Genomic DNA, 18591 nt, shown 5'->3' on the forward strand with positions numbered 1-18591 from the left:
CATGGATAGATTCTGTGTTCCGCGTCTTTCGACTTACTGTTCCCGCCCGGCATTCCACCGGGCGGGATTTTTGCTTGGAGATCATTGAGCGTTCTGATGCCCCTGTCCCAATCGCAGATCACCCGGTTTCTGAAATCCGTTCATCCCTATGATGCGTTGCCCGAGGACGTGCTGGAAGATATCGCGCGCCGGGCTGACATTCAGGATGTGGACGCGGATGCGCAGCTTTATGATCTGGGGCACACCCTGCCCGGAGTCTTTCTAATCTACGAAGGGCTGGTCGAGATCACGGATGAAAACGGTGCTGTTGTCTCGCAACTGGGATTGCGCAATTCCTTTGGCGAACGGGGCTTGCTGCGTAATGGCAAAGCCGCGACACGTGCAACCGCGCAACGCGCATCTATCCTGATCATCCTGCCGCCCGATCTGGTGCAGGATCTGGTCACATCTCATAAGATCGTATCCCGATTTTTCAACCGAACCCGTGGGGATCGTTCCGGCCCTCAGAGCCTGGCCACCAGTGCCATCGACGTTCTGATGGCCCGTGATCCGGCGACCTGCCTACCCGATACCCCTGTCCCCGAGGCCGCGCGCCTTATGCGCGACAAGAAAATTTCATCCCTTTGCGTGACAGATGCCGACGCGTTGTTAGGGATCGCAACCCTGCGCGATATCTCAAGCAAATACGTGGCGGATGCACTGCCCCCGGACACGCCAATATCGGAGATCATGACCTCAAACCCCATTACGCTTTCGCCCACCGATATCGGGTCTGATGTGCTGCACATCATGATGGAGCGTGGGATCGGTCATATACCCATTTGCAAGGCCGGTCAGCTGGTCGGGATTGTGACGCAAACCGACCTGACCCATTATCAAGCGGTGAACTCGGCAGAGTTGGTACGCAGAATTGCCCATGCCGATTCCCCCGCCGAAATGGCAACTGTTACGGCCGAGATACCGCAACTTCTGGTCCAGCTTGTGGCCGCGGGGAACCGGCACGAGATCGTGACTCGCCTGATCACCGATATCGCTGATACCGCCACGCGGCGATTGCTCGCGCTGGCCGAGGATACACTGGGGCCACCGCCTGTTCCCTATCTGTGGCTGGCCTGTGGCTCGCAAGGGCGTCAAGAACAGACAGGTGTGTCGGATCAGGACAATTGCCTGATGCTGGATGATAGTCTCACCGACGCTGATATGCCTTACTTTCAATCTCTGGCCAAATTCGTCTCGGACGGGTTGGATGTCTGCGGGTATTTCTATTGCCCCGGCGATATGATGGCGACCAATCCACGCTGGTGTCAGCCTCTACGGGTCTGGCGCGAATATTTCAGCAGCTGGATCGCTAAACCCAACCCCGAGGCACAGATGCTGGCCTCGGTCATGTTTGACCTGCGCCCCATCGGCGGCACGTTTGAACTGTTTGCCGATCTTCAGGCGAACACGCTGAAAGCGGCCAGTTCGAATTCAATCTTTGTGGCCCATATGATTGCAAACTCGCTGAAGCATACCCCCCCTTTGGGGCTGTTTCGCGGGTTTGCCACTGTTCGGTCAGGAGAACATCGCAACACATTGGACCTAAAGCATAATGGCGTGGTGCCTGTGGTTGATCTGGGCCGCATCTACGCCCTGCAAGGGCAGTTGACCGAAGCCAATACCCGAGCGCGACTGAAAGCGGCTGAGGCGGCAGGCGTTCTCAGCCCCTCGGGTGCATGGGACTTGCTGGATGCCTATGACCTGATCGCTGAAACCCGTCTGGAACATCAGGTTCGAAGGGTCAAATCAGGCGCGGGCCCGGACAATTACCTGCCCCCCTCGGACCTGTCAGATTTCGAACGCAGCCATCTACGCGACGCCTTTGTCGTGATTAAGACAATGCAATCTGCGGTTGGTCATGGCAAAGGGATGCTGGGTTAAGATCTGTTGACGCTCTGATAGAGCAAATGAATTAAAAAAAGGGCCGTCTGCGCCTTGAAAGTGGAGGAAACAGATGTTTCTGGAGTTGATCGGCACAATATTCGCAGGCTTCGCCTTTGCCGGGGTTGTGATGGTGCTGAACAAAGTCACCGGTGGTTTACTTCCTCGTTGGGCCACTCCTGTTGCCGCAGGTTTGGGGATGATCGGAATGACCATAGCCAGCGAGTATTCTTGGTACGACCGCACCCGCGACACGCTGCCTGACAGTCTGACCGTGATACAAGAGGTTGAAAGCCGTGCAATCTATCGCCCCTGGACCTATGCGGTGCCCTTTGTCGATCGCTTTGCCGCCATCGACACCGTCTCGCTGCGGACCAATGATCAGGTGCCGGATCAGCGTCTGATCGACCTCTATTTCTTTGGCCGCTGGGCTCCGCGTTCGATGGTTCCTATTGCGGTGGACTGCGCCCAGAACCGACGCGCCAATCTGGCCGATGGGGCCGAATTTGGGGCTGACGGACAACTGGTAAATGCCGATTGGTTCACAGCCGGTAGCAGTGATCCAATCATTGAGGCCACCTGCGGAGTGTAATCATGCTGACCCGCCTCAGCCTTCGACTTAGGATTTTCCTGTTCTTCTGTTTGCTCGCCTTGGGCGGGCTCTTGGTGACGGCTTTGGCTTTGGGGCTCAGCTATACCCGCGCAGGCCAGCCAGAGCTTCTGGATGCATTCATTTTCTCTGGACTTCTGATCGGGTTTGGCCTGCTGGCGCTGGTCGCAGGGATTTGGCTGCTGTTTGACGACAATATCGCAAAACCGATCGAGCGCATTTCGGCACAGCTTCGCGCCCGTGCCCATGCCGGCGTTAGCACGGACATGGATATGCAGGCCGCGCGCTACCTTGGCGATCTGGCCCCCGCAGCCGCGGGGCTTGCCGATCAATTGTCGGATAAGACGTTGAATATAGCCGAGGCTGTGGCGACCGAAACCGCTGCTTTGGCCACGGAAAAAGAACGCCTGACCGCTTTGCTCACCGAAATTCCGGTGGCCATGTTGCTGGCAAGTCCGACGCACAAGATCGTTCTTTACGATGCGCAGGCGGCTGAAGTTCTGGCCCAGATTGCGCATCCGCGCCTGAATGCTTCTCTGTTTGAGTATCTCAAGCCAGACTCGTTGGAGGCCGCGTATAAACGCCTGATGAAAACCGGGCTGGATGTGGATTGCACCTTGCACAGTGCCGACGACAAGCAAAGTTATCAGGCGCGGATGAAACCCTTGGGGGACGCGCCCGGATATATGCTGATCTTCGACGATAGCGCGGCCCGCATTACCCCGGAGTCTGCACGCCCACTGGTCTATGATTTCGACCTGCTGACAAGCGCGGCAGAGGAAGCGTTTGAAACCCGAAACCTGTCTGATCTGTGTTTTGTGGTGTTCGATACGGAAACAACCGGCCTGCTGCCCCACAAGGATGAGATCGTTCAAATCGGCGCGGTGCGCGTCATCAAGGGCCGTATCGTTGCGGGCGAGCAACTGGATATGCTGGTCGATCCAGGCATTCCCATCCCTGCGGCTTCGACCAAGGTGCACAAGGTCAGCGACCACATGGTTCAGGGCGCGCCAGATATTGGTCAGGCGGGGCGGGTGTTCCATCAATTCGCTCAGGATGCAGTGATCGTCGCCCATAACGCGCCGTTTGACATGGCTTTCCTGCGCCGTCATGCGAAACGAATGGAGGTGGAATGGAACCACCCGATTCTGGATACCGTGCTGATGTCCGCAGTTCTGTTTGGCGCCAGCGAGACGCACACGCTGGACGCCCTGTGTGAGAGGCTGGACATCACCATCCCCGAAGCTCTGCGCCATACGGCACTGGGGGATGCGGTGGCGACGGCGGATGCGCTGGTCAAGATGCTGCCGATGCTCGAGGCCCGCGGTATGACCACCTTCGGCGCGGTCATAGCAGAGACCCGCAAACATGGGCGGTTGCTGGAAGATTTGAACTGAGTTCGAGGCAGCGCTCTAACACTCGGTTCTTTGGCGGGTGTACCTCTTTAGCACGCCCTACCGTCCGATTATGATATCGGCGCACAAGCCGCCCAATCGCTCGCTTTTGGCGAGCCGCAGAACCCCACCATGCGCCCGCGCCACATCCGCGACAATTGCCAAACCCAGCCCGACGCCGCTGCCTTGATTCTGGTTTCGGGCCGGATCAAGGCGAGAGAACGGCTTTACCGCCTCGGTACGCCGATCCGGCGGAATGCCCGGCCCGTCATCTTCAACCCGGATACGCAAAGATTTTGGGGTGATCGACAGGCTCACGTCGGCGCGGCTTCCATACCGCACCGCGTTGCTGATCAGGTTCTCAACCGCTCGCCTTATGGCCATCGGTCGCAGCATGACGCTGCCCTGCCCGTCCACCTCGACCAATGCGGCCGCGTGGCCCGCCCGTTTGGCATCTTCAACGATCTGATGCACCAGGATTTCGACGTCGGCCTCTTCCGGCGCGCCTTCGGCTGCGCCGCGCGAGAAATCCAGAAAGGCATCCAACAGAGATTGCATCTCTGTCACGTCCTGCTGCATGGGAGCCGCCTCATCCTCTGGCAGCATTGACAGGCCCAGCTTAAGCCGGGTCAAAGGCGTTCGCAGGTCGTGACTGACACCGGACAGCATCATCGTTCGTTGTTCGATCTGCCGTTCGATCCGGGCGCGCATGTCCAGAAAGGCATTGCCTGCTGCGCGCACCTCAATCGCTCCGCCGGGCGTGTAGTCGACCACCCGCCCCCGCCCAAAGGCCTCGGCGGCTTTGGACAGCCGCGTGATCGGACGCAGCTGATTGCGCATATAAAGAAACGATATCGAAGTCATGACGATGGCGAAAAACACCATTGTCACGATCAACTGATGCGGTGCCGTGGGCGCAAGACGCCTGCGGTCGAACACAAGTTCCAATGTGCCCAATGGCGTGTCCATGTAGAGCCGCGCGTCCGGCCCATTGGGTAAAGCCACGGCCTCAAGATCAGGCAGCAGTGCATGCAAATCCGCCTCAATCTGCGGGGCGATGAAATCATACCAGCGCCCGGTGCCGATATCCGGCGCTTCGTTGATATCCAGGAACCGAACGCTCATCTCCAGCGCGGCCAGATCGGGGCGCACAGCAGCCAGCGCCTGTTGCTGGGTCTCAACGCCCTCCATCGCGCTGGTCACCAGATTGACCTCACGCGCTGCGGTGCGGACCATTTGCGCTGTTACATCTTCGAGATGCCGTTGTAGAAACGCATTTCCAACGACCAACAGCAGGACGATCACCGGCAAAACCAGAATCAACGCCGCCCGGGCGTAAAGGCTGCGTGGCAGATAAGGTTTGAGCCATTGCGAAGACATGCGCTAAACCTAGCGGGCTGCCCGGGCAAGAGGAAGAGGACAGAATGCAGGCGCCAGATGATTTCGACCCACCCGTTGGGCTTGCGATGGAATTGCAACCCGGACTAAGGCGCATTCTGGCCCCCAACCCGTCGCCCATGACCTATCGTGGGACCAATACCTATCTGCTGGGCACACGGGATGTCGCAGTGATCGACCCGGGCCCTGCGTCCGAGGCACATCTGCAGGCGATTCTGGGCGCACTAGAGCCCCGTCAAAAGATCAGCCATATCTTCGTGACCCACAGCCATTTGGATCATTCACCGCTGGCTGCACCATTGGCATCCCGAACGGGCGCGCGGATCCACGCGTTTGGAGGACCGGAGGCCGGGCGCAGTACCGTGATGACTGAACTGGCGCAGAACGGTCTGGTCGGTGGCGGTGAAGGGATTGATCTGGAGTTTCGCCCGGATGTTGAAATCGCGGATGGTGAGTTGATCGAAGGCGACGATTGGCAACTTGAGGTGATCCATACACCAGGGCATCTGGGCAATCATATCGCGCTGGCCTGGGGTCAGACCTGCTTCACCGCCGATCATGTGATGGGTTGGGCCAGCTCACTGGTTTCCCCTCCGGATGGTGATTTGACGGATTTCATGGCCGCTTGTTACAGGCTGCAAGAGCGCGATTGGTCGGTGTTTCATGCCGGCCACGGCGCACCTATCACCGACCCTGCCGGACGGTTGATATGGCTGATTCAACACAGGCTGGGCCGTGAGACGCAAATCCTATCCGCGCTGGAAGATCAGCCCGGTACCGCCCGGCAATTGGCCCAGCGCATCTACACCGAAACGCCCAAAGCGCTGCTGTCCGCAGCAGAACGGAATGTCTTTGCCCATCTGGTTGATCTGGTTGGAAAATCCAAAGTAACGCACGCGGGAGCGCTATCGACCGAGGCCGTCTTTCAACGGCACGCATAGGCGCAAAAGTTTTTTCCCAAATCGAGCGCTTCCCCACTGGACGACAAAAATCGAGGTTGCTATACGGCGCGAACCGTTCCGGCGTAGCTCAGCGGTAGAGCAGTTGACTGTTAATCAATTGGTCGTAGGTTCGATCCCTACCGCCGGAGCCATTCTTCCCCCTGAGAAGTCCGCTAATTCGCCCTCTACGGCGTCGTCATTTCGGGGCCGCGTTTTTTCGTCGAAAAACTGACTGTCCCCTCTGGACGGCGCGAAATCAGGTTGCTATACGGCGCGAACCGTTCCGGCGTAGCTCAGCGGTAGAGCAGTTGACTGTTAATCAATTGGTCGTAGGTTCGATCCCTACCGCCGGAGCCATTCTTCCTCAAATCCGCAGGATCAGTCGGTCAGGGCTGTTTCGAAATCGGCACGCAGGTTCCGTTTGAGCACTTTACCCGTGGCATTCAGGGGCAAAGCCTCAACAAAAACAACCTTGTCCGGGATTTGCCACTTGGCGATCTTGCCGTCGAAGAAAGCTAAAAGCTCGTCTTCACTGGGCTCCTGCCCGTCGGCCTTGACCGCCACCAGCAAAGGCCGTTCATCCCATTTGGGATGCGGGACACCCACAACAGCAGCTGTGGCGAGCTTGGGATGAGCCACGGCGATGTTTTCCAGCTCGACCGAGCTGATCCATTCGCCGCCAGATTTTATGATGTCCTTGGACCTGTCCCTGATCGTCATGTAACCATCTGGGTCCAGTGTCGCCACATCTCCGGTGGCAAACCAGCCATCCTGTAACAGCGTCTGATCCTGCATTAGGAAGTAGCTGTCCAACACCCAAGGGCCACGAACCAGAAGATCGCCCTGGGTGACACCATCATGCGGCAATTCCTTGCCATCATCGTCGACGATTTTCAGCTCGACCCCGTAAGGCGGTCGCCCCTGGTTTTCGCGCAGCTTATGTTGTTGGTCGATCGGCAGATCGCGGTGCTTGGCCATCGGAGTATTGGCTGTGCCCAGCGGGCTCATCTCGCTCATGCCCCAGGCGTGAACCGTATCGACACCGTAAGTGTCGCGGAAGGTTTCGATCATCGACGGCGGACAGGCCGCGCCGCCAATCACGGTGCGTTCCAGACTGGTCAATTCGCTACCGGATTGAGCCGCCTGCGCCAGCAATCCCTGCCAGATCGTGGGGACTCCCATGGCCAATGTCACGCCATAGGTGTCGATCAGCTTGACCAGAGACGCGCCATCCAAGCCCGGCCCAGGCAGGACCATTCTGGATCCCGACATCGCGCAGGCATAAGGCGAACCCCAAGCATTGACATGGAACATCGGCACAACCGGCATCACCACATCCATGGCGGAATAGCCGATCACGTCCCGCGTGTTCGACCCAAAGCTATGCAGCACGGTTGACCTGTGCGAATACAAAACCCCCTTTGGGTTGCCTGTGGTGCCCGAGGTATAGCAAAGACTGGACGCAGTGTTTTCGTCAAAGCTGGGCCAAACATAGCCTGCATCGCCGGTTTCGATCAGTTCGTCATAGAACGCGACCCCCTCGATCTTGGCCAGCGCGTCGTCGTTGCGCGGCCCCATCAGGACAAAATGACGAACCTCGGTCAACGATGGCTTTAGCGCAGCAACCAATGGAATGAAGGTGGCATCAAAGAACAGAACCCGGTCTTGCGCGTGGTTGATGATATAGGTCAGCTGTTCGGGAAACAGGCGCGGATTGACCGTGTGACACACATATCCAGCGCCCGAAGTTCCATAGTAAATTTCAAGATGGCGGCGGTTGTTCCAAGCCAGCGTTCCGATGCGGTCCTGCGGCTCTAGCCCCAGCTTGCCCAGCGCCGAGGCCAGTTTACGCGCATTGGTGGCCACCTCAGACCAACTGGTCTGCGTTACGGTTCCATCCGTTTCGACCGAGTGTATCTCGGTCTGGCCGTGATAGCGTTCGGCGTGTTCGATAAGCGACGAGATCAGCAAAGGCTGCGTCATCATCTGTCCCAGCATGGACATCCTCCCCATTTCTCGGCTTGGCCCCGTGCGGCCAATGCCGTGTCATCGACACCTAGGGGCAATGCCCCACGGGTCAATTCCATTCTCCTCAGACGGAACCCTGCCAAGCATTTAATTGTCTGACAATATCAGAATGCAGCCTGCCCTAAGGGCAAGCCACTGGTTTTTGCGTTAATCTCGGTGTTTTAACGCGTAAGCAACCAGCGCCGCAGTCGAGCCATCCTTGCCTTCTGCGCTTACCTCACCACCCACGATGGGACCCAGTGAGGTTGCCAGTTCTTTGCCCAGCTCAACGCCCCATTGATCGAAAGAGTTAATACCCAGAAGGACGCCTTCGACAAAGACACGATGTTCATAGAGCGCGATGATCTGGCCCAGCACAAACGGGGTCAGTTTCGGGTAGATCAAGGTGGTCGACGGCCGATTGCCCGCAAACACGCGATGGCGGGCCTGGCGATCCAGCTCATCCCCCTCAAAACCCTTTTCGGCCATTCGTGCGCGGGCTTCCTCCAGCGACCGGCCACGCATTAGCGCCTCGGACTGGGCCAGGCAATTGGCCAGCAACAGCCGGTGATGATGGGCCAGTTCTGGTTCGTGCCCCTCGGCCCCCACCATGAACTCACAGGGGATGACATCCGTGCCCTGATGGATCAGCTGGTAGAACGCGTGCTGACCATTGGTGCCGGGTTCGCCCCAGACAACCGGGCCCGATGGTAAGGTCAGAGACGCGCCATCCATCGCCACGGATTTCCCGTTCGACTCCATCTCAAGTTGTTGGAAATAGGCTGGAAGGCGCAGCAGGCGCTGATCATAGGGCAGAACGGCGCGGCTGGCATAGTCCAGTACCTGACGATGCCAAATGCCGACAAGGGCCAGCATGACAGGCATGTTCTCGGCCCAATCAGCCGATTGGAAATGCAAGTCCATCGCCTGCCCACCGCGCAAGAACGCGTCAAACGCGTTCGAGCCCACCGCGATCATCACCGGCAGACCCACCGGCCCCCAGACCGAATAGCGCCCACCGACCCAATCGGCGAAACCAAAGACACGGTCCGCCGGGATGCCAAATTCTTGGGTCTTGTCCAAAGCACTGGACACGGCTGCGAATTGTTTTGCAGGGTCGCCGCCGCCATCACTCATCCATGCCCGCGCGGTGCGAGCGTTGGTCATGGTCTCGATGGTCGTAAAGGTTTTGGACGCTACGATGATCAAGGTCCGCGTCGGATCAAGCTGCTTCAGCGTGTCCGCGATATGTGCCCCATCGACATTCGAGACATAGTGGACCCGCGGCCCGTCATGATAGGGTGACAGCGCATAGGTCGCCATCACAGGCCCCAGATCGGACCCACCGATACCGATATTCACCACATCCGTGAAGCTGCCACCTACCCCCGCTATAGCCCCTCCGCGAATTTCTTCGGCAAAGACACGCATGCGCTGCAAGGTTGCCAGCACATCAGGCATGACGTCCTGCCCATCGACCTGCACAGCATCGCCATCCAGATTGCGCAACGCCGTGTGAAGAACAGCGCGCCCCTCGGTTTCGTTGATCTTCTCACCCGCAAACATGGCAGCACGCCGATCAGCCAAGTTGGCCTCGTCGCACAGACGGATCAGGCCGTCGCGCATATCAGCGTCGATCCGGGTCTTCGAATAATCAAAGACCATATCGCCCGTAGAGGCCGAGAAGTTTTGTGCCCTGTCCACGTCAGCCGCAAACAAATCCACGATGCGGTCGGTCTGCGCAGCGGCCAGCGCTTTGAGATTGTTCAGGTCCATCACACTCACTCCGCCCAATGTACCGTCATACCACTCAGCACGGCAGCGATTGGCGCCTCTTCCGGTGGAAGCGCCATAGCACGCTCCAATGCGTCACGCTTGGCTGCCCCAAAAATGATCAGGTGTTTGGACAAGGCCCCGTCCAGAACCGGCCCCGTCAGTGTAATGCGCGGCTCGGGTTGAACCTGTGTGCGGGCCACGGCGAGCGTAGGAGCATGACTGTCGAGGGCCGCCTGCAACCCCTCCATCCCCGGAAACAGCGATGCCGTGTGCATGTCTTCTCCCATGCCCAAAACCAGAACCGACAGTGGCAGAACCGGTGCGATCAGAGATTCAATTTCTGGCAACGCATCCTCGGGATCAGCTCCCGGGACATAGAGCGGCACGTATGTTGCTCCTGATGCACGATTGGTTAGCAACCGCTGTCGGATCAGGCGTTCATTTGAACGCTCGCTGTCGGCAGGAACGCAGCGTTCATCGGTGGGCATGACACGCACACGTTCCCATTCCAGATCAGCCGCGCAAAGAACGTCGAACACCGGGCCCGGAGTCGTCCCACCCGGAACCGCCAGCGCGATGGTTTCATTGTGCAACAACGCTGCCTCAAGCTCTCCGGCCAGCATATTGGCAACATCGATGGCCAGCATGTCCCGATCGGCATAATCCTGAATGTTCATGGCTTTATTCCTTGCCAGCGGCGACCGTCACGTTTCATCAGCAGCTCGGCGTCGCCGGGGCCTGTGCTGCCGCTGTCATAGGGTTTGGGCACGTCACCGCGCGCCTGCCAGCCGGCGATGATCGGATCGGTCCAGGCCCAGGCAGCCTCGACCTCATCTCCGCGCATGAACAGGGTTTGGTTGCCCCGGATCACGTCCATCACCAGGCGTTCATAGGCGTCGGGTGGGTCCTGGTTTTCAGGTCCCAGCGCATCGGCAAAGCTCATATCCAGCGGCACGTCGATCAGGCGCATACCGCCCGGCCCCGGTTCCTTGATCGTTACCTTCAGCGTGATGCCTTCGTTCGGCTGCAACCGGATAGACAAGGCATTTGCGTGCCGTCCCGCAGCCTCACCAAAGATCGAATGTGGCGCATCCTTGAACTGCACATTGATGACCGAGGATCGCGCGACCAGCCGTTTGCCCGTGCGCAGATAAAACGGGGTGCCAGCCCACCGCCAATTGCTGACATGCGCTTTCAAAGCCACATAGCTTTCAGTGGTCGAACGGGGATTGTTCACCACCTTACGATAGCCCGGCTCTCCCTCGCCCGTTGCAAATTGGCCCCGCACGATGTGATGCGGTTCGACCGGATCAAGCGCGCGAATGACCTTCAGCTTTTCATCGCGCACCGCATCGGGGTCGAACTTGGCAGGCGGTTCCATGGCGATCAGGCAGAGCAACTGCATCAGGTGATTCTGCACCATATCCCGCATCGCGCCTGCGCGTTCGTAATACTCCTCGCGCCCATCCACGCCGACCGTTTCGGCAACGGTGATCTGGATGTGATCGACATATTGGCTGTTCCACAGCGGTTCGAACAGCATATTGCCAAAGCGCACGGCCATCAGGTTCTGGACGGTTTCTTTGCCCAGATAATGGTCGATCCGATAAATCTGCCCTTCGTCAAAATGCGCTGCCAGTGTGGCGTTCAGGCCCTGTGCGCTATGAAGGTCATGACCAAAAGGTTTTTCAACGACGATCCGCGTCTGGTCTGAAACCATCCCGTGCGATCTGATCTGCTCGGCCAAAGGACCAAACAGGCGCGGACCAACCGAGAAATAGAACGCCCGAATACGATCCTTGGTCAGCCGTGCAGCCAAGTCTGACCACCCATCCCCCGACATTGCGTCCAGCACGACATAATCAATCCGGTGAAGGAAGCGATCTAGCGATTCTGTATTCTCGGCGCACCCAGGCGCCCCACGCCTTAGCGAGTCCGCCACAATCTGTCGGAACGCATCTGCTGTCAGGTCGGATCGCGCCGCACCAATGATCTGTGTATCTTCCGGCCATTGGCCTGCACAAAACCGGCGAAACAAGGCGGGCAAAATCTTGCGCTGCGCCAAATCACCAGTGCCGCCAAAAATGACCAGATCAAATGGGTCAACAGGTATGACACGAGAAACCATGGCTTGTCCTTATCCTGCCCCCATCGACATGTCCAATGTTAGCGCAATCATTTTCGAACCTTTTGGTAGGAAAACTCTCATTCATCAAAACTCTGTCAGAACGCCAACAGACCCTTACCATAGCGACAACAAACAGATAAATCAGTCAAACGACTTCAAAGAACCGGATGTGGGAATGAAAGACAACGCCCCTCAGCTTGCCAATATCGGCAAGTTTCAAGACAAATTGGTGACGGCAGACGGACAGACCCGTGCCTCGGTTGCTCTGACAAACCCGCAGACCCTGTGGTTCAATACCGGTACCCTGTGCAATATCGAATGCGTGAACTGCTATATCGAAAGCAGCCCCACCAATGACGCTCTGGTCTATATCACCACAGCCGAGGTCCGCGACTATCTGGATCAGATCGAACGGTGCAACTGGCCCATCAAAGAGATCGCGTTCACCGGCGGTGAGCCCTTTATGAACCCTGAGATGATCGAGATCACCCGCGCTGCGCTGGACCGCGGCTATGAAGTGCTGATCCTGACCAATGCGATGCTGCCGATGATGCGCCGTAAGATGCGCGAGGGCCTGCTGGAGCTGCGGCGCGACTATGCTGACAAGCTGACCCTGCGCATTTCGGTCGATCATTATCGGCCCGAATTGCACGATGAAGAACGCGGCAAAGGCAGCTTTGCCAAGACCCTGACGGGGATGGAATGGCTGCGCGATCACGGCTTTAACATGGCCGTAGCAGGGCGCACCGTCTGGGGTGACAGCGATGCGGACAGCCGCGCGGGCTATGCTGCATTTTTTGAGGCGCACGGATTTGATATCGACGCCAACGACCCCACGCGGACCGTTCTCTTCCCGGAAATGGATGAAACGGTTGAGGTTCCTGAAATCACCACCGCCTGCTGGGGCATTTTGAACAAATCCCCCGACGCGGTCATGTGTGCCAGCGCGCGCATGGTGGTGAAACGCAAAGGCGCCGCGCGTCCGGCCGTTCTGGCCTGCACCCTGCTGCCCTATTCGCCTGAGTTCGAGCTAGGCGAAACATTGGCCGAGGCCGAGGCGGATGTGCATTTGAACCACCCTCACTGCGCAAAGTTCTGCGTTTTGGGCGGGGCCAGCTGTTCAGGCTAGTTCACTCGAAATTCGCCGACCATGTTGCGCCATTCACCGGGCGCGATCATCTTTCGGTGGGTAAACTTGACCGAGTGTAGCGGCCCCTCAATCTCGCGCTGCCAGAAGTCGATGAATTCAAACAGTTTGGGGTGATCGGGGGCCAGGTCGTATTCCTGCCAGATAAAGGTGTTCAGCACATGGACATAGTCAGGCATATGGTAGAAAAACTCTGCCGTCGTCAGCCCATATCCTTTCAGCATTAGCTCGGTTTCGCTTTGCTCCATTCAGACCTCCGGTTTCGTGCAAGGTCTCTTGAGGCTACCCCGAAACTGCCTAATTATTAGATAACAATATGTTACTCGGATGTTACCGGCCTATTTCTACTGCGGCATTGCGGGCTGCTTGCACCTTATATGCTAGGTCTGATAAGGTACATCCACAAGATATAGATCAAGAACAAGACACGGGCAGCCTACGTGAGCGATACGCCAGAAACTCCTGAAAACATGGATGAAACCCCGCCTGAGCGCCCTGTCTATGACGGTCCGACGGTCTCCATCGAATCCGAGATGCGCACATCCTATCTGGACTATGCCATGTCGGTCATCGTTTCCCGCGCGATCCCCGATCTGCGCGACGGGTTGAAACCGGTGCATCGGCGCATCCTGTATGCGATGCACGAGACCGGCAACACGCATGAAAAGGCGTACCGCAAGTCGGCCCGTCCTGTGGGCGACGTGATGGGTAAATACCACCCGCACGGCGATAGCGCGATCTATGACGCTCTGGTGCGGATGGCGCAGGATTTCTCGATGTCGCTTCCGCTGCTGGATGGTCAGGGTAACTTTGGCTCGATGGACGGCGATAACCCGGCGGCGATGCGTTACACCGAAGTGCGGATGGACAAGCCCGCCGCATCCCTACTGGCCGATATCGAAAAAGAGACGGTCGACTTTCAGGACAACTACGACGGCAAAGACCGGGAACCGACCGTCCTGCCCGCGCGTTTCCCCAATATGCTGGTCAATGGCGCCGGTGGTATCGCCGTCGGTATGGCGACCAATATTCCACCGCACAATCTGGGCGAAGTGGTCGACGCCACACTGGCGCTGATCGACGATCCCGATCTGACATCCGAACAACTGATCGAATACGTGCCGGGCCCCGATTTCCCGACCGGTGGCGTCATGCTGGGCCGCTCTGGTGCGCGCAAAGCCTATCTTGAGGGGCGCGGCAGCGTCATCATCCGCGCCAAGACGCGCACGGAAGAAATCCGTAAGGATCGTTACGCCATTATCGTGGATGAGATCCCCTATCAGGTGAACAAAGCCTCGATGATCGAAAAGATCGCCGAGGCCGTGCGCGAAAAGCGGATCGAAGGTGTGGCCCACGTACAGGACGAATCCGATCGCAATGGTGTGCGGGTTGTGGTGGAACTGAAACGCGATGCGACGCCCGAGGTGGTGCTGAACCAGCTCTATCGCTTCTCGCCGATGCAAACCTCTTTCGGTTGCAACATGCTGGCCCTAAATGGTGGTCGGCCCGAGCAGTTGACCCTGAGACGCTTCCTGACCTCGTTCATCGACTTCCGAGAGGATGTTGTAGCGCGCCGCACGGCTTACGATCTGCGCAAGGCGCGCGAACGCAGTCATATCCTGTGTGGTCTGGCCGTTGCGGTCTCGAATGTGGACGAGGTTGTCGCCACCATCCGGTCCTCGGCAGACGCCGCCGAGGCGCGCGAGAAACTGATGACCCGCCGTTGGCCCGCATCCGAGATCGAAGGCTATCTGCGCCTGATCGACGATCCGCTGTCCAAGATGAACGACGATGGCACCTATAACCTAACCGAAGTTCAGGCCCGCGCGATCCTCGAGTTGCGCCTGCAGCGCCTGACCCAGCTTGGCGTCAAAGAAGTCACGGACGAGCTGGAAGAACTAGCTGCCAAGATCAAGGAATACCTGGATATTCTGTCCTCGCGCGAACGGATCATGTCGATCATCGGCGACGAGCTGCGCAGCGTTCGCGAACAGTTCGCCGTGCCGCGCCGCACCGAGATTGTCGACTGGTCCGGCGACATGGAAGACGAGGACTTGATCGAGCGCGAAGACATGGTGGTGACCGTCACCTCGGGCGGCTACATCAAACGCACGCCGCTGGCCGATTTCCGCGCGCAGAAACGCGGCGGCAAGGGCCTGTCGGGGATGCAGACCAAGGAAGAGGATGTGGTCACCAACCTCTTCGTGGCAAACACCCATACCCAACTGCTGTTCTTCACCACCGATGGCATGGTCTACAAGCTCAAGACCTGGCGCTTGCCGCAATCCAGCCGGACCGGCAAGGGCAAGGCGATCGTCAACATCCTGCCAATCCCAACCGGGGTGTCCATCGCGGCGATCATGCCAGTGGATGTACCCGATGAAGAATGGGAAAACCTGCAGATCGTCTTTGCCACCAGCGCCGGTGACGTGCGCCGCAATGCGCTGAGCGATTTCACCAATGTCAAACGCAACGGCAAGATCGCCATGGATCTGCCCGAAGGTGTCGAACTGGTGAACGCACGCATCTGTTCCGAAGATGACGACGTCATGCTGGTCACCAATTCGGGCCGTGCGATCCGGTTCCAGACCACCGATGTGCGCGTCTTCAAGGGCCGTAAATCGACCGGTGTGCGCGGCATTAAGCTATCCAATGGCGACCGGGTTGTTTCGATGTCGGTGATCCGTCACTTCGAGGCCACGTCGGACGAACGCGCCGCGTATCTCAAGATGCGACGCCTGATGGCCGGTGTGACCGATGAGACCGAAAGCGATGAAGACGAAGGCAACGCCGACAGCGTTCTGCCCCAGGAACGTTATGCCGAGATGTCGGCCGCTGAAAACCTGATCCTGACCATTACTACTGGCGGCGCGGGTAAGCTGAGCTCCAGCCACGACTACCCGGTGCGTGGACGTGGCGGCATGGGTGTCGCCGCGATGGATAAGGCGATGCGAGGTGGTGAACTTGTCGCCTCCTTCCCTGTTGAGATCGACGATCAGATCATGCTGGCCACCTCCAAGGGCCAATCAATCCGGGTGCCGGTTGATGGTATTTCCTTCCGCTCCCGCAGCGCAGGTGGTGTGCGTGTGTTCAACACTGGCAAGGGTGAAGAGGTCGTTTCCGTGGCCTGGATCGCCGATCAGGGGGATGAAGAGGCCGAGGAATAGCCCTCACATTCCACAACAAAACTGAAACAAAACGTCCGCAATGCGGGCGTTTTGTCGTTTCGGATCACGTTATTGGTATCGAAACGGCCCGTTAACTTGCCCGAAACCCTGCTGCTGCTTAACTTTTTAACATGTGGTCCTTCGCACATATCCGCCCCGCCTATAGCCGAGCCGAGCGCTTGAGTGACGGGGTGGTTCATGTTCTGGGCATATGCGCCGCAGCCATCGGCGTGCCGCTGTTGATCACCATGACCGTGCTTTATCGGTATGATCCGGCGGCGGTTGTTGGCGTTTCGATCTATGGCGTAACGCTTGTCCTGATGCTCAGCTTGTCCGCCTTGTACAACATGATTGAAAGCGATGATTGGACAGAGCTTCTGCGCCGCCTTGATCATTCGGGGATTTATGTAAAAATTGCAGGCACCTATACGCCGTTCCTATTGCTATCTGGCACACAGGCAACCGGGCTTTTGCTGGGCTTGTGGTCTTCTGCCACATTGGGGTCGGCTCTCAAGATGCTCGACCCAAACCGATTTCGCTGGTTCGGCCTGGCGCTGTATCTGATGATGGGATGGGCCGCTGTTTGGGCCGGACAATCCATGTTGGCAGAGCTTGCGCCCATCGTTTTGATACTAATGATCGCCGGAGGGCTAGTGTATACCGCAGGCGTGGTGTTCTACCTGTCCGACTGGATGGCCTATCACAACACGATCTGGCATGTGTTTGTTCTGGTGGGCAGCGTTTTGTTCTTTGCCGCCGTTGCCGCGCGGATCCAGTTGATGCCTGCCGTCTAGCGCGTGCAGTGTGCCATCAACAGATCCTCGACCGCCCAAAGCCGATCCTGCCCCCAAAGGCTTTGCCCATCGACGCAAAAGCTGGGAACGCCCCACAGGCCAACCTCTTGCAGGCGGTGTTGATTTGCCTCCACCCGACCACGCCAATCCTGAGCGTTTAGCAATGGGCGGGCGACGTTCCATTCCAGACCTGCGCTGGTCACGATCCGCTCCAATCCTTTGTCGGTCGCGGCATCCACGCCCTGCGACCAGACGGACCGCATGAAGGCCGAGCAATATAGCGCGAGTCGACCCTGACCCTCGGCATAGTCGAACAGCGCATAGCCGCGTTCGACCCCAGCCCCCAACGGATCGCAAATCCGGCCAAACGGGATGCCCAAGCGCCGCGCCTCGCGCGTGCAATCCCTTAGAATGTAACGCGATTTGGCCTTGGGAACCGGCAATCCACGCATAAGCATAGGCAGCACCGGCTTAAGTATCAGCCGGGCGTTGTGCCGCTTGCCAAGATTAACGACTCGATCGAAGGCCAGATAGGAATAGGGACTGCGGATCGAGAAAAAGAACTCCAGCTCTTGTGCTTCTCCTGTAAGGGGCTGATCCGTTGGATCAGAAATCGGAACGATCAGGGGGTCCCCGCCCAAACCTGCCTGCTGTAGCCGTTGTTCCAGATAATGCAGACGGTCGATCCCCCAATACCATTCGCCGCAATAGAAGAATGTGCCGCCCAGATAATGCCCCTTTGACGCCAAGGCTCGATCCCCCGCAGCCATCGCGTGGGTCGGGTCCACGCCCGGTTCGTCCGGAAGCGCGTGACCGGTCCAGAGGGCAGCTGAAACATCGCTCAATCGATCAGCCCAATCCTGGGTGTCAATCACGGCTGCGAACAGACGATTGGCCTTCTGTATTCTTTCGATGGAGGGCTTCACAGGCGCGTTCAACCCATGTTTCAACGCCAATCGGGTCGCGTCAACCATAGCGTTTTTCTGATAGGCATCGGGTTCGGGCACAGCCTCGGATGGTGGGCCCGAGATGAGGTGCGGACACAACATAACCCCATACTTTGCCTGAAATGCGGGCAAGATTTGCGCGGTCAGCGCACCATAAGGATCAGCGGTATCATGGAAGTAGTGCACCACATGACCCGCGCCACGCAGGCGGCGGCGTAGATCATGCACCCGCCTGTGGGCATTCAGCAATTGATCACTTGTGATGGCCGCTGCCAGATAGGATTTCAGATTTGTTTTCAGGGGCAAGCGGCTCTCCGTCGGGTATGGTGCCGCCTACTCTACCGATCCAGACTTCAAACGCC

The 18591-nt window shown here is 58.2% G+C and carries 14 protein-coding genes and 2 tRNA genes; 9 read left to right on the forward strand and 7 right to left on the reverse strand.

Annotated features, from left to right (window positions below; translation table 11 throughout):
- The first annotated feature begins 96 nt into the window (after positions 1 to 96).
- From ACR0JE_RS03150 to ACR0JE_RS03160, 3 genes are all read left to right on the forward strand, one after another.
- Positions 97 to 1920, forward strand: coding sequence for a DUF294 nucleotidyltransferase-like domain-containing protein (locus ACR0JE_RS03150; protein WP_480862931.1), 1824 nt, complete (start codon positions 97 to 99; stop codon positions 1918 to 1920).
- Positions 1921 to 1993: 73 nt separating this feature from the next.
- Positions 1994 to 2512 carry a hypothetical protein gene (locus tag ACR0JE_RS03155; protein ID WP_480542815.1) on the forward strand — a complete coding sequence of 173 codons (519 nt, stop codon included), beginning with the start codon at positions 1994 to 1996 and terminating at the stop codon, positions 2510 to 2512.
- 2 nt (positions 2513 to 2514) lie between these two features.
- Complete coding sequence (locus tag ACR0JE_RS03160) at positions 2515 to 3927, forward strand: 3'-5' exonuclease (protein ID WP_480862933.1); 1413 nt, start codon at positions 2515 to 2517, stop codon at positions 3925 to 3927.
- Between the two features lie 57 nt (positions 3928 to 3984).
- On the opposite strand, the gene ACR0JE_RS03165 is transcribed toward ACR0JE_RS03160, so the two are convergent.
- Positions 3985 to 5304, reverse strand: a complete 1320-nt coding sequence (locus tag ACR0JE_RS03165; RefSeq protein WP_480862935.1) for an ATP-binding protein — start codon at positions 5302 to 5304, stop codon at positions 3985 to 3987.
- A gap of 44 nt (positions 5305 to 5348) precedes the next feature.
- On the opposite strand from ACR0JE_RS03165, the gene ACR0JE_RS03170 reads away from it, so the two are divergent.
- From ACR0JE_RS03170 to ACR0JE_RS03180, 3 genes are all read left to right on the forward strand, one after another.
- On the forward strand, positions 5349 to 6263 hold the full coding sequence (locus tag ACR0JE_RS03170) for an MBL fold metallo-hydrolase (protein WP_480826903.1): 915 nt from the start codon (positions 5349 to 5351) through the stop codon (positions 6261 to 6263).
- A 77-nt stretch (positions 6264 to 6340) separates the two neighbouring features.
- Positions 6341 to 6415: transfer RNA gene (locus ACR0JE_RS03175), tRNA-Asn, on the forward strand.
- A gap of 130 nt (positions 6416 to 6545) precedes the next feature.
- A tRNA-Asn gene (locus ACR0JE_RS03180) sits at positions 6546 to 6620 on the forward strand.
- A gap of 21 nt (positions 6621 to 6641) precedes the next feature.
- Here ACR0JE_RS03180 and ACR0JE_RS03185 read toward each other — a convergent pair.
- From ACR0JE_RS03185 to zwf, 4 genes are all read right to left on the reverse strand, one after another.
- The gene (locus ACR0JE_RS03185) at positions 6642 to 8261 is read right to left on the reverse strand and encodes a long-chain-fatty-acid--CoA ligase (protein WP_480862937.1); all 1620 of its coding nucleotides are present in this window, start codon (positions 8259 to 8261) and stop codon (positions 6642 to 6644) included.
- A gap of 177 nt (positions 8262 to 8438) precedes the next feature.
- Entirely contained in the window at positions 8439 to 10046 is a 1608-nt protein-coding gene (pgi, locus tag ACR0JE_RS03190) for a glucose-6-phosphate isomerase (RefSeq protein WP_480826902.1), read from the reverse strand.
- 5 nt (positions 10047 to 10051) lie between these two features.
- Entirely contained in the window at positions 10052 to 10723 is a 672-nt protein-coding gene (gene pgl, locus ACR0JE_RS03195; RefSeq protein ID WP_480862939.1) for a 6-phosphogluconolactonase, read from the reverse strand.
- A complete protein-coding gene (zwf, locus tag ACR0JE_RS03200) occupies positions 10720 to 12174 on the reverse strand; it encodes a glucose-6-phosphate dehydrogenase (RefSeq protein WP_480862941.1) in 1455 nt (484 codons plus the stop codon). Before zwf ends, pgl begins: the two co-directional genes overlap by 4 nt.
- A gap of 175 nt (positions 12175 to 12349) precedes the next feature.
- On the opposite strand from zwf, the gene ACR0JE_RS03205 reads away from it, so the two are divergent.
- A complete protein-coding gene (locus ACR0JE_RS03205) occupies positions 12350 to 13303 on the forward strand; it encodes a radical SAM protein (RefSeq protein WP_480862943.1) in 954 nt (317 codons plus the stop codon).
- Here the strand turns inward: ACR0JE_RS03205 and ACR0JE_RS03210 are convergent.
- Positions 13300 to 13569, reverse strand: coding sequence for an usg protein (locus tag ACR0JE_RS03210; protein ID WP_480542799.1), 270 nt, complete (start codon positions 13567 to 13569; stop codon positions 13300 to 13302). The two genes, ACR0JE_RS03205 and ACR0JE_RS03210, sit on opposite strands and share 4 nt — an antisense overlap.
- 192 nt (positions 13570 to 13761) lie before the next feature.
- Between ACR0JE_RS03210 and gyrA the strand changes: the two genes are divergently transcribed.
- Both gyrA and trhA read left to right on the forward strand, forming a co-directional pair.
- Complete coding sequence (gyrA, locus tag ACR0JE_RS03215; protein ID WP_480862945.1) at positions 13762 to 16488, forward strand: DNA gyrase subunit A; 2727 nt, start codon at positions 13762 to 13764, stop codon at positions 16486 to 16488.
- A 131-nt stretch (positions 16489 to 16619) separates the two neighbouring features.
- Complete coding sequence (gene trhA / locus ACR0JE_RS03220) at positions 16620 to 17282, forward strand: PAQR family membrane homeostasis protein TrhA (protein WP_480862947.1); 663 nt, start codon at positions 16620 to 16622, stop codon at positions 17280 to 17282.
- Here the strand turns inward: trhA and ACR0JE_RS03225 are convergent.
- A complete protein-coding gene (locus ACR0JE_RS03225; protein WP_480862949.1) occupies positions 17279 to 18535 on the reverse strand; it encodes a DsbA family protein in 1257 nt (418 codons plus the stop codon). The genes trhA and ACR0JE_RS03225 overlap by 4 nt on opposite strands.
- Positions 18536 to 18591 lie beyond the last annotated feature (56 nt).

It is taken from the genome of Ruegeria sp. H3 (assembly GCF_056533095.1).